Source organism: Vibrio sp. 10N.222.52.C12 (genome assembly GCF_041474215.1).
GTDB classification, from domain to species: domain Bacteria; phylum Pseudomonadota; class Gammaproteobacteria; order Enterobacterales; family Vibrionaceae; genus Vibrio; species Vibrio crassostreae_C.
In genome coordinates this window covers 67,678-79,182 of the sequence record NZ_JBFRTR010000028.1, presented here as the reverse complement: position 1 = coordinate 79,182, position 11,505 = coordinate 67,678, and the positions used below count along the sequence as shown (strand labels likewise).

The 11,505-nt window shown below is 43.2% G+C and carries 15 protein-coding genes; 11 read left to right on the top strand and 4 right to left on the bottom strand.

The window, feature by feature from the left end; all coding sequences use genetic code 11:
* Window positions 1–257 precede the first annotated feature (257 nt).
* From AB4623_RS06035 to AB4623_RS06015, 5 genes are all read left to right on the top strand, one after another.
* The gene (locus tag AB4623_RS06035) at window positions 258–1,070 is read left to right on the top strand and encodes a hypothetical protein (RefSeq protein WP_017065382.1); all 813 of its coding nucleotides are present in this window, start codon (window positions 258–260) and stop codon (window positions 1,068–1,070) included.
* A 123-nt stretch (window positions 1,071–1,193) separates the two neighbouring features.
* Window positions 1,194–1,445, top strand: coding sequence for a TIGR03643 family protein (locus AB4623_RS06030; RefSeq protein WP_017065384.1), 252 nt, complete (start codon window positions 1,194–1,196; stop codon window positions 1,443–1,445).
* A 58-nt stretch (window positions 1,446–1,503) separates the two neighbouring features.
* Window positions 1,504–1,899, top strand: a complete 396-nt coding sequence (locus AB4623_RS06025; RefSeq protein WP_017067223.1) for a DUF3465 domain-containing protein — start codon at window positions 1,504–1,506, stop codon at window positions 1,897–1,899.
* Between the two features lie 50 nt (window positions 1,900–1,949).
* Window positions 1,950–2,486 carry a GNAT family N-acetyltransferase gene (locus AB4623_RS06020; RefSeq protein ID WP_372145962.1) on the top strand — a complete coding sequence of 179 codons (537 nt, stop codon included), beginning with the start codon at window positions 1,950–1,952 and terminating at the stop codon, window positions 2,484–2,486.
* A gap of 2 nt (window positions 2,487–2,488) precedes the next feature.
* Entirely contained in the window at window positions 2,489–3,022 is a 534-nt protein-coding gene (locus tag AB4623_RS06015; RefSeq protein ID WP_372145964.1) for a GNAT family N-acetyltransferase, read from the top strand.
* An 87-nt stretch (window positions 3,023–3,109) separates the two neighbouring features.
* Here AB4623_RS06015 and AB4623_RS06010 read toward each other — a convergent pair whose 3' ends face one another.
* Complete coding sequence (locus tag AB4623_RS06010; protein ID WP_065608044.1) at window positions 3,110–3,631, bottom strand: type II secretion system protein; 522 nt, start codon at window positions 3,629–3,631, stop codon at window positions 3,110–3,112.
* Between the two features lie 204 nt (window positions 3,632–3,835).
* On the opposite strand from AB4623_RS06010, the gene AB4623_RS06005 reads away from it, so the two are divergent.
* From AB4623_RS06005 to AB4623_RS05995, 3 genes are all read left to right on the top strand, one after another.
* Window positions 3,836–4,498, top strand: coding sequence for a DNA alkylation repair protein (locus AB4623_RS06005; RefSeq protein ID WP_372145960.1), 663 nt, complete (start codon window positions 3,836–3,838; stop codon window positions 4,496–4,498).
* A gap of 71 nt (window positions 4,499–4,569) precedes the next feature.
* Window positions 4,570–5,331: a nucleotidyltransferase domain-containing protein gene (locus tag AB4623_RS06000; RefSeq protein ID WP_372145958.1), complete on the top strand. Its 762-nt coding sequence runs from the start codon at window positions 4,570–4,572 to the stop codon at window positions 5,329–5,331.
* Window positions 5,332–5,392: 61 nt separating this feature from the next.
* Window positions 5,393–5,764, top strand: a complete 372-nt coding sequence (locus AB4623_RS05995; RefSeq protein WP_372145956.1) for an NUDIX hydrolase — start codon at window positions 5,393–5,395, stop codon at window positions 5,762–5,764.
* Between the two features lie 189 nt (window positions 5,765–5,953).
* On the opposite strand, the gene rplY is transcribed toward AB4623_RS05995, so the two are convergent.
* Entirely contained in the window at window positions 5,954–6,232 is a 279-nt protein-coding gene (gene rplY / locus AB4623_RS05990; protein WP_017060373.1) for a 50S ribosomal protein L25, read from the bottom strand.
* Window positions 6,233–6,599: 367 nt separating this feature from the next.
* Here rplY and AB4623_RS05985 point away from each other — a divergent pair, with 367 nt between their 5' ends.
* The 3 genes from AB4623_RS05985 to AB4623_RS05975 all read left to right on the top strand — a co-directional run bounded on the left by AB4623_RS05985 (window position 6,600) and on the right by AB4623_RS05975 (window position 9,264).
* Window positions 6,600–7,328 carry a glycosyltransferase gene (locus tag AB4623_RS05985; protein ID WP_229647208.1) on the top strand — a complete coding sequence of 243 codons (729 nt, stop codon included), beginning with the start codon at window positions 6,600–6,602 and terminating at the stop codon, window positions 7,326–7,328.
* 14 nt (window positions 7,329–7,342) lie between these two features.
* Entirely contained in the window at window positions 7,343–8,662 is a 1,320-nt protein-coding gene (locus tag AB4623_RS05980) for an LssY C-terminal domain-containing protein (RefSeq protein ID WP_372097160.1), read from the top strand.
* 221 nt (window positions 8,663–8,883) lie between these two features.
* Window positions 8,884–9,264 carry a VOC family protein gene (locus tag AB4623_RS05975; protein WP_229647210.1) on the top strand — a complete coding sequence of 127 codons (381 nt, stop codon included), beginning with the start codon at window positions 8,884–8,886 and terminating at the stop codon, window positions 9,262–9,264.
* Window positions 9,265–9,358: 94 nt separating this feature from the next.
* On the opposite strand, the gene AB4623_RS05970 is transcribed toward AB4623_RS05975, so the two are convergent.
* Both AB4623_RS05970 and AB4623_RS05965 read right to left on the bottom strand, forming a co-directional pair.
* Window positions 9,359–10,705, bottom strand: a complete 1,347-nt coding sequence (locus AB4623_RS05970) for an ATP-binding protein (protein WP_372090616.1) — start codon at window positions 10,703–10,705, stop codon at window positions 9,359–9,361.
* A 104-nt stretch (window positions 10,706–10,809) separates the two neighbouring features.
* A complete protein-coding gene (locus tag AB4623_RS05965; RefSeq protein WP_017060377.1) occupies window positions 10,810–11,469 on the bottom strand; it encodes a response regulator transcription factor in 660 nt (219 codons plus the stop codon).
* Window positions 11,470–11,505: the final 36 nt, after the last annotated feature.

Sequence of the window (11,505 nt, the reverse complement as noted above, 5' to 3'; positions counted from 1 at the left end):
AAAAACGTTGAATTGGCTTTACGCGATCAGCTGTCTTAGTGGCTAGATCTGTTAAGGTTAAGGTCTTATAAGCGTTAAGCTCCCATAATCAACAAGGCTCGTCATTGTATGGCGAGCTTTTTATTTTCTGAAAAACACAGGTAGTGCAGGTTACTTTGAGAGGCCAATGCTTATATGTGTAATGGGGGTTGATATGAATCTTAAGTCACGGCGTTTTTGATGCTCTTTGTGGTTTTGAATATAGGGAGAGGGTGGAAATGAATACACGAGTCAGTGAGAGTTCTTTTAAAAGGCTCATCCAGTTAGTTGGTTGTGTTTTGATTATAGTGTTGAGCAATAGTCGACTCTCCAATGCTCAAAGCATCGAGTTTCCTACTTGTGTACAGAGCGAGGTTTTGAATACAGAAATCCACCTTTATGTTGATGAATCGGTGTTAGATGAATATTCCAAAGCATTTATAGCCTCTAAAATAGCGACATGGGAAAGCTATTCGAATCTGGTGTTAAAAAACTCCTGCGTCCCTATGACGAGAAAAGTCACTAAGGTGACTTATACGTCTGAAATCGACAGCCTTTGGTTTCAAGATTTGGGCGCAGCAGAGAGGTTATTAAAACTCTCGATGGAAGAACCGATTCCAGAAACAACAGAAGACGGCGTCCCCATTTTTACTGGGATAGTATTTTCTAATTATAATTTTAGCTTTGAGTCTGATTATTGTGGTATGTCTTCTTCGGTATCCTACTTTTTTTCTTTAGCGATAAACTGCCCTGATTACTTAATGGAGCATGAAATTGGCCATTTAAGTGGTGCTAATCATGACTATAAAACGTTATTGAAAGATTTTGATAGTATAGAAAGTTACATTTCTGGAACGTATCCAAGAGCTCCTCAATATTCCTTCGGTACAATTTGTGCTGACAGAGGCACAGTGATGTCTTATGAGCGAGATGTTATACCTGCATATTCCAGCCCGGACATCAGAGTAGATGGCACAAAGTGCGGGGATAGCAAATACCACAATAATGCGAGAGTGCTTAGAGAGTTCGCACAAGCTTATTTAACCCCATGATTGCCTAGCTGGTAGCCTGTTGTTTTATCGAACGTTATAACGCGTTCAATTCAAAGTGTTTGTCCTGTGATCTTTAAATTTGGAACGAGCGTATTTCTCCCAGTTTATTAAGGAAGAGTATGTATGATGTTATCTAAAGAGAATGAATCAAGAATTATCGAAATGGCGTGGGAAGACCGAACGCCATTTGAGGCAATAGAACTGCAATTTGGTTTAAATGAATCGGAAGTGATTCGTTTTATGCGTAGCCATCTCAAGCTTGGCAGTTTTAAGCTGTGGCGCTCACGTGTTTCTGGGCGCTCGACCAAGCATGTAAAACTGCGCAGTTCGGACGTTTCGAGAGGTTATTGTCCGACTCAGTACAAGCATCGTTAAAAGAGGGGATGCCCAGCCAGTATCCCAAATCAACACACAGATATGGGAAATGAAAGGAATGAAACAATTTTGCGCTCTACTTTTGGTGCTGCTTAGCTTCGGCATCAGTCATGTTCAAGCGAATGATACGCGACTTAAGCAAGCTTACGAAAATCACCAAAGCGACGTTCAGGTGCGCGGATCGGGTACGGTGTATCGAGTACTTCCTGATGATAATAAAGGCTCTCGACATCAGAAATTCATTTTGCGACTCGATAGCGGACAAACCTTGTTAGTCGCACATAATATTGACTTAGCGCCTCGTGTTCAGGGACTGGCAAAGGGCGATCGAGTTGAATTTTATGGTGAATATGAATGGAACAAGAAAGGTGGCGTAATGCACTGGACGCACAAAGACCCTCGTAATCATCACACTCATGGTTGGTTGAAGCATAACGGGAAAGTATACGAGTAAACACCTCCGAGACTTTTCCCTTCAAGGCTATAAGATAAAAAGGAATTTTGATGTTTAAGCTGGAAACTGACAGGTTAATTCTTCGAGATATGAGTATCGAAGACGAGTGTGCCTTTGTTGCGATGTCTCAAGACGCTAAGTATCAGCGTTTCTATGACGAAAGTGATTGCGAACCTAACAAATATCGAGAGCTAACCCAGCTGTTTGTTGAGCAGGCTTCAGAAGTTCCTCGACAGTCCTATCAGCTTGCAGTTGAAAACAAAGATTCGGGGAAGTTTATTGGAACCGTTTGTTTGCGCCTTGAGGGCGATAAACAAGCTTCGATGGGCTGTGCTTTCTCCAGGGAAATTCAGGGAAAAGGGCTTTCTATAGAAGCTTCTGAAGCCCTCGCTGATTTTGGTTTCTCAGAGTTAGGCATATACCGTATCTACGCTGAAACCATCAGCAAGAACTTGGCTGCGATTAAGTTATGTAAGTCACTAGGAATGAAACAAGAAGCGTGTTTTAAAGATCATCGATTCTTCAAAGGTCAATGGTGGGATACAGTTGTGTTGGCGGTTGTTCGATCTGATTGGGGAAAGGCTTAGTGATGGAAAGTGAAAGGCTCAAATTAACCTCTCCATCATTAAAATACAGCGAAGAGATGTTTGAGGTGATAAATGAGTGCAAGGCCGAGTTTTCCCCATTCTTACCTTGGGTTTCTGATTCTCTAACTAAAGAGCAGCTAGAACTTAACATTCAAGATGCTACCAATAATTTCGCCAACTTTACTGGCGAGTTCTGGTTCAATATTATTGAAAAGCAAACAGGGGCATTTATCGGGGCTATTGGCTTTATGATCAGAGACGATACTGTCCCTTACTTTGAAATCGGCTACTGGTTGCAAACATCAAAAACGGGCTTGGGTTACGTGAGTGAAGCTGTCCGAATTATCGAAGAATATGCATTCACTCAAAAAGGTGCGAAAAGAGTCGAAATTAGGATGGCAGGCTCGAATCTTAAAAGTCAGGCCGTGGCCAAACGATGTGGCTATCAACTTGAAGATCGCTTAGCCAATGATCGACGTTTGCCATCAGGAGATATGGACAGCACGCTCGTTTACGCCAAAATAAGCCAGTCTTAAATGTGTGCTGTTGATTCTTAATGTGTGGCACTTTTATTGAGAGAAACCGTAAATTCCCAAGTAATCTGAAAGACCAACATTTAGCGCTTAGTTATCTGGCTCATCGTCTACAGTGACGTCACCATTCATTGAGTTGTAGTAAATGGAGATTCCAGGCACTACTCGATAGTGGTAGATACATTGATCGGTTTGAATGTATTCAGCGATGTAGTCTGTATCTGTAGGCGAATTAAAGCTAGAAACACTAGGGGGATCAAGAAGTAGAGCGCCCCACACCGAAATGCAATCTTCGGTATTGTCCAGTCTTGGAAAGTCTTCTTCTGCGTACCATTGCTGGGCTGGATATCCCCATTCATTGAAATCGAGCTGACCTGTTGCAGATTCATCATAGATAGGTACATTCGTAGATGCACCGCCACCGTTTGAGGTTAAATTTTTTGAATAGGCAAAATCGACACCTGTTTTAAAAGAAGCGCCAGTGCCTTTCACAACTGCAATATGAGAATCAGTACTTACGTTGAGGAACCTTGGAGCAGCAGTTACGGCGAGTATTCCAAGGATCACAATAACGACAACAAGCTCAATAAGTGTAAAACCGTTCTTTTTCATTTAGCACCTCTTTTAAAGGCCGCTAGTATGCATTATAAGTTACTCTTACCAAAGGGAATATCCTTGTTTTAGTGGTAATTTAAATGCTCAATAATGAATGTTGTGATTAAGGTAACTTATATTTTATAAATCCCATGCGTATGGTTTAAGTGCTGTGTATCTCACTTTGATATTAATTTTAGTTCTATGAAGGTTTGGCAATTAATGAATATCGTTGAAACGGTAAAGCTTCATCTTTCAGACGTTGGTTATCCAGAGGCTAGTGTTAAAACAGGGCTGGTTCGATCTATATCGGCGCTCGTTTTTAAAACCATCAAAAATAAAGATATCTCTAATGTTTTGTCCCTGTGTACTCAATTGCTTGAAGAAAGGGATTGGGCGTTAGGTGTTATTGCTTACGACTGGGCTTTTAGAGTAAGAAAACAATATTCGAAAGAAACGTTTCCAATCTTTGAGCATTGGTTAATGGAGTATGTCACTGACTGGAATGATTGTGATGACTTCTGCACTCATGCGTTTGGTGAGTTACTGTCTCAATACAATGAGTTGTTCGAACTCATAACCAAATGGGTCGAGCATTCGAATTTTGCTGTACGTAGAGCTGCTGCTGTCATCTTAATTTATCCGATCAATCAGAATCGATACTCAGCGTTGGCTCCGCTTTGTGTGGCAGATCTATTGCTAGAAGATGGACATGACCTCGTGCAGAAAGGATATGGTTGGATGCTTAAAGTCCTCAGTAAAAAGGAACCTCAACAGGTTATTGGTTATTTAAACGCTAAGCATGCCGCAATACCAAGAGTTGCTTTTCGCTACGCGATTGAAAAGCTGGACGATAAAACTAAGCGAGAGTTAATGTTACTTTAACCACTGGCACTCCTCAAATCATCATCAGAATCCGGTGTGATTAATTATAACGATTAAAATAGGAACCCAAGGTGCAAGAACAAACTAGAGGACTCGATCGAGAAGGGTTCATTCAAAATCTTTATTCGCCAAAGAACATTGCGCCTGAATTTCAAGACGTGGTGTCAGCAGTCGTTGATTCGCTGCTAAGAGAGCTTCCAGGTCAAGTTGATGGTATCTACTTGTATGGAAGCGTGCCTGGAGGAACGGCCATTGTTGGTCGCTCTGATTTGGATGTTTCTATCGTACTCGCTACGCCTGTTGGTCAGAGAGAAAAGGAAGTATTTAACCTACTTTCCGACACCATACCCCAAACCTATCCGCAAGTGACTAAGCTTGATATTGATCCAGGGTATCTCTCAGAGGTTCTGCAGCCCAACGAAGAATTCCATTGGCAGTTTTGGCTCAAGCATTGCTGCTGTTGTGTTTGGGGGAATGATTTATCTAATGAGTTCCCACTATACAAACCAAGCATTGAAATCGCTCAAGATCTCAATGGTGACTTGTCTACTTTTCTTGAGCAAATGCCCTCGAGTTTCAAAACAATGACTGATGCGGATGTCGCTAAGGTGATTGGAAAGAAGTTGGTTCGAGTTGCGTATTACTTTGTGGCTGAGCAAGACGGCAGCTGGTACACCAACCTGAGCCAGTGTGCTGCAGTCGCCAAGCGCTATTACTCCAATCAAAGCGACGATATTGAGCTAGCTCATCAATACGCTCTCGGAAATTTGATATCTAAAACAGAAGCTTTTGAATTGTATGAAAGGCTGAGTAAAAAGCTTGTTGTAAATTAAGCATTAACACAAGCTAGAACAACAAACTTAACTACCTTTGTAACGGCTTTAGGAAAATTAGATGGATGTCCACGAGTGTGTTTCTTTTATCATGCTGAAGGAATCGCAGGTATTACTAGAAAAGCGTAGTGAGTCTAGGGAGACCGATCCCGGTTTAATCACTATACCTGGCGGCCATATTGAACACGGTGAAAACCAGGTTCAGGCGCTGTTTCGTGAACTTGATGAAGAGCTTAATGTTGTTCCGATTGATTACCAATACTTGTGTTCGCTTTACCATCCTACGAAGGAACTTCAGTTGATTCATTATTTTATCGTGAGTGACTGGAAAGGAGATATCACCGCTCAAGAGACTGATGATGTTAAGTGGTATTCACTAGGTTCAGCTCCTGTTGGTATAGCAGCCGATGGTATTGCTTTGAAAGAAGTATAGCGCGTGGGTAGGTATCTTTAGTTTGGATTCGATAAGATGTTTTGGACGTTTTTTGAGGGCTCAAAAACGGTGAAACCCCGATGTTGGTAGCATCGGGGTTTCGAATTTCTAGATTTCTCGACTGGTAAGATCGATTATCTTTTCTATGCAGAAGGCTGGATTAATCCAATCTTATTCCTTGGTAGGGAATTAGATGCGGATGAAGTCCATGTGCTCAACTTTTGGCTTGAACGCGTGACGTTGAACGTCTTGTGGCTTAACCTTAACTTCTGCGCCGTCAATCAGTAAAGTGATTGCTTCGTAGAATTCAGGCTTGTCCATTTGGTTGATCACGTCAGCGTGAACAAGTTCGATAGCTACAGCTTCAGCTTCACCACCGTAGATTACAGCTGGGAATTTACCAGCGTGACGTAGGCGGCGGCTCGCACCTTTACCTAGTTCAGTACGTACTACTGCTTCAAATTTCATAGTTTTACTCTCAAATTAGTAAAAATTAACTTCACACCTCAATGCGACCTTGAGTGTGTGGTAATGCTTAAACATAAAAGTTCATGCTTAAGCGAGCGCGGATACTAACATCACATTCCAATATGAGCAAGTCAGAAGCCCATCTCAAAGTGAATTTCCTTCGATAATGGGTTCGTTTGGAGATAAAACGTTCGCTAACGCTTGTTTAGCGCATTTTACTCCCTTTTACATCGCAATCCTTATCTATTTATATCACTGCTAAATCATCAAGTTAATGAACGGAAAATGAATGTTTGCCTAAGACTTGGTTAAGTCTTAGTTCGTTAATCTTAGTGTTAATTAAACAGCAGAATGAATAGGTGAAAATATGAAACCGGTAAGCATTGTCGTAATTACGCTAAACGAAGAGAAACGCATTAGCCGCTTAATGGAAGAGTTGAGCGTGCAAACCCACCAAGAGTTTGAAGTGATTGTTGTCGACTCGAACAGTGAAGATAACACCAGAGAAGTGGCGCAAGCTTATGAAAACGCGTTGCCAAAATTAACGGTGCATCACATGGAAAACCGTGGTGTGAGCTTTGGCCGAAACACGGGTGCTTCATTGGCGCAATACAACCGAATCCTTTTCTTAGATGCTGACGTGAGCTTGCCTCGAAACTTCCTTGCGAAAGCGCTTTATGAACTAGAAGAGAAGAAGCTTGAAGTGGCGGGTGTGTACATGAGCTCGAAAGGTTTGCCGCTTGTACACAAGTTTGGTTACGGGCTATTTAACGCAGGCTTGTTTACTACTCAGTTCTTTTTCCCGACGGCGATTGGCGCATGTATTTTCTCGACTAAACGGGCGCATGATGAGATCGGCGGTTTTGATGAAGAGATCGTCCTGTGTGAAGATTGTGACTACGTAAAACGTGCGAGCAAAACATGGCGATTTAGATTCCTAAATATGACTTTTGGTTTTGACCCACGTCGCTTAGACCAAGATGGCGTTGTGAAGACAGGCTCTACTTATCTTAAAGCCAATGTAAGACGCTTCTTTAAAGGAGAAATGCGTAATAACGAGATGAACTACAAGTTTGGTCACTACAAAGAACAGTAAGCGTTGAGGTTGTTATGTTTGATGGACTAGGGTTGTTTCTGGGAGCATTGGGTGATGCTCTCATTGGCCCAAACCTATTTGTACCGGGAGAGCCGTTCTTTATCGCAGCGGGCTTTCAACTGTATTCAGGTGCATGGATGGCGTTGGTTTTGGTAATGCTAGGTGGTTTGCTTGGTGACCAAATCAGTTATTTCATTGGTTATAAATATGGTGCTAAGGCGCAACGAAGGCTTATTAAGTTTCGTCCCAAAACCAAAAGGTTAATCGCGCGCTGCCGCTATTTGGTTGCTCGTAAAGGTATATACATCATTCTTTTTGCTCGCTTATTAGGGCCTATCGCTTGGGTAGTGCCATTTATAGCGGGTTCGCATCGTGTACCGTGGCGCAATTTCAGTGTGTTGGCGTTTATCGGCTTGGCCCTTGGTGGAGGGCAGTTCATTGCTTGGGGCATGTTGTTGGCGCACGGCGTTGAAAACTTTCCGTGGCTTAATAGCCTTAAGATATTTATCTCTGAGCACAATAGTTTGATCGTCGGGGTATTCGCGGTATTGGTCTTCACCATTATCGGTTACCGAATGAAGTGGCGACGCTTGGTTCTTAAGTCGAGTGCGCTGATGTTAGCGTGGGTATTGTTTGCGAACTACGCCCACTTTTTTTGGAAAGCGGATGATTTTCAGAATCAACAAGAGACGGATCAAATAAACAAAGTAGACTGGAACTCGGTTACCTATAAAGCATTCCCAGGGAAATCGTCATTCTACTCGGCGCAAGCGATCAACGTCATTTATGTTGGAGTAACCCCAAGAGACTTAATGAAACAATTAGGCTGGATAGAGAATCAAACCTTCTCTCGAAATGAGATTGAATGGGCTGGCTATCTCGCATTGCTTAGAGACAAAACGCCACCTGTATCTGATTTGTATTGGCGAGACAAGCCGCAAGATATGGCGTTTCAATTGCCGGGTAATTTGATGAAGCGCAGCCATATTCGCTGGTGGCGCGCAGGTGTTGATATTAAAACTAACCAGCCTCAGTGGTTAGGCGCAATTAGCTATGATGATGGCCTTAAAGTCACCCCTTATTCTGGCATTGTGACCGTACTTCATAACATTGACCCTAATGTTGATGAAGAGCGAGATAGGCTCGCTAATCAGATACGAGCGTCACTACCAGACATCGAGCTAGACAAGTACCCATTGGCAACGGTGGAAGTGATCAATGAGGAGCATGACTATTACACGGATGGTCGGGTATTAATGATTGGAGCAACGAACCTGAGTAATAGTTCACAAACTTTAAATGTCGCGGTGAACGATATTCAGAGTGATATATAAGGTCGACTCAACGAAGTCTTTCTTCGTAGTGCTCTGGTTTTTCTTAGATATCAACAAACTCGAGCCTTGTTTGAACCCTCAATCAAACAAGGCTTTGCACTATCTGCTTGCCATGTTTATCCAAACATCACCTTCTCTCAAGCAATGCCTCGGCTATAACTTGTTCTACTTTGACTATGCTCATTAAGGGCGAGTAAGCGGCGAAAACTAAGGACAACGTTATGCAAATGAATCCGATTGGTTGGTTTGAAATTTATGTTGATGATATGTCGAGAGCAAAAACTTTCTACGAGTCAGTATTTAAAGTGACGCTGGAAAAGTTGAACAATGAAACGGGAATCGATGTTGAGATGTGGGTATTCCCTTGCGAAATGGAGAGTTACGGTGCCACAGGTGCTTTATGTAAGATGTCCGATGTAAAAGCGGGAGGCAACAGCACCATGGTTTATTTCTCTTGTGAAGACTGTGCGACAGAAGCAAGTTTGGCTGCGGCCAATGGCGGCACGTTACAAGTGCCAAAAATGGACATTGGTGAGCATGGTTTTATTAGTGTAGTTAGCGATACAGAAGGCAATATGATTGGGCTACATTCGATGGGCTAATTATGTTGAAGTGAGCAGTGTTTCGTTGAACCGAGATAAAACTAAGCCCTAACATTACGCTAGGGCTTATTGGTTTCACTTTTACTTAGCTTGTTCAGCCTTTACTTATTTTAAGCACCAGAGAAGCTTTTAAGCCGCCCATTGAGCTCTTGCTGAGCGTTAGGCTGCCTCGGTAACTGTGTGCCATTTCATTTACGATATTAAGCCCTAAGCCTGTTCCTGGTGTGGTTTCATCAAGTCGGACGCCACGTTTGGTCACTTGCTCAAGCTTCTCTTCAGGAATGCCTTGGCCATCATCTTCAATCACCAACTCTATGTTGCCATCGTCGAGTTCATTTGCATGGACGCGAATAATGCTGCCCGCCCACTTGTAACTGTTCTCGAGTAGGTTGCCGACCATTTCATCAAGGTCGGTTTTTTCTACTGCCACTTCAATCTCAGAGTCTAGCTCGTTAATCATGGTGACTTCATTGGCAGCGTAGACTTTATCAAACGCCATTGAGATAGCTTCGACACGCTCACAAGGTGAAGACTTCACCGAAAGAATGTTCATTGCACCTGCCATACGAGCGCGGCCAAGGTGATAATCAATTTGGCTTTGAATCTGATGAATGGGCTGTTGCAGCAGTGCCTTGTCATCCTCTGGAAGTCGCTCTATCTCATTTTTTAGAACTGAAAGCGGTGTTTTCAACGCATGAGATAAGTTACCCGCGTGGTTACGAGCTCGTTCTAATAACTCTTGATAGTGAAAGAGCAGGGCATTGAGGTCAGAGACTAATGGAGAAACCTCTTTCGGGTAGTTATCGCTTAACCCTTGTTGCTCGCCGTTTCTTAGCATTACCAGTTCGCGTTGCATCTTGCTGAGCGGTAATAACGACCAACTGACTTGAATACCGATCAACATCAGCACGCCAACAAACAGCAACATTAGGATCAACCAGACTTGACCAGTAAGCTCTGTCAGTGTGGATTCTAATGGATCTTCATCAATACCAATGGTGATCGTGACAGGGTCGCTCAGTTCAGGCAGGTAGATATCTTGCTCGATGTAAATCAGCTTTTCCTTCTCTGGCCCTTTGACTGATGTGTGAATCGGTGAACGCTTGATGGTGAGGTCTTTATCCCATAGCGAGCGAGATCGAATGATCTGCTCTTGGGTAGCGGCGCGCCAATAAATACCACTGTAGGGCTGGTTGAACCTAGGATCAGACAGACGCTCTGCCATGATCAGGTTACCACTGTCATTGGTTTCGATATTGGCGGTTAACTCATCCATGGTTAAGCCAAGCTGCTGCTTCATGTCATCGACGAGGTAGTCGTTAACCAGTTTCGGAATCCCGACACCAGCCGCTAATATCATCGCACCTAGCCAAAAAGCCGCAGCAAGGAGCAAGCGGCTTTTTAAACTGATGTTTTTAAGTGTTCGTTTCTTTAGATTCATGCATTTCCAACCTGCCTTTGCTCATCGTAACTTATCGTATTGCGATGATCAGAACAGGCTGTCCACTTAATTAATGGTTGCTCTTGGCGTGATTGACGACTGAGCTATTCAGCATTCAGTTGGTAGCCAAGGCCACGAACGGTTTTGATGATCTTTGGTGCGATTTTCTTACGAATACGACCGATGAACACTTCAACCGTGTTTGAGTCTCGGTCGAAGTCTTGCTTGTAGATATGCTCAACCAACTCAGTGCGCGAGATAACCTTGTTTTGGTTATGCATGAAGTACGCGACAACTTTATATTCCAGCGCCGTGAGGCTAACTGCTTGACCTTGCCACAACACTTTAGAACTGCGTGTGTCTAGGCTTAGATCACCGATTTGAAGTATCGGAGCAGCACTGCCTGATGCTCGGCGCAGTTGAGCTCGGATACGGGCAATCAGCTCGACCATCTCAAATGGCTTAGTTAGGTAGTCATCAGCACCGGCGTTCAAGCCCTCAACACGTTGAGTTAGCGTGTCACGAGCACTTAAGATAATCACTGGCGTGTTGATGTTTTCGTCTCGAATGCCTTTTAATACCGTTAGGCCGTCAAGCTTAGGTAAACCTAAATCGAGGACAATCGCGTCCCATTCTTCTGACGTTGCACGGTAGAGTGCGTCGATACCATCTTGAGAGAGCTCTGGAACCCAGTCGGCCCCCTCAAGTGTTTCAATAATTTGTTGGCCCAAACGAGGCTCATCTTCAACGACTAAAATTTTCATAATTGTTCTTCTAATTTCTTCTAATGACTGTTCGTC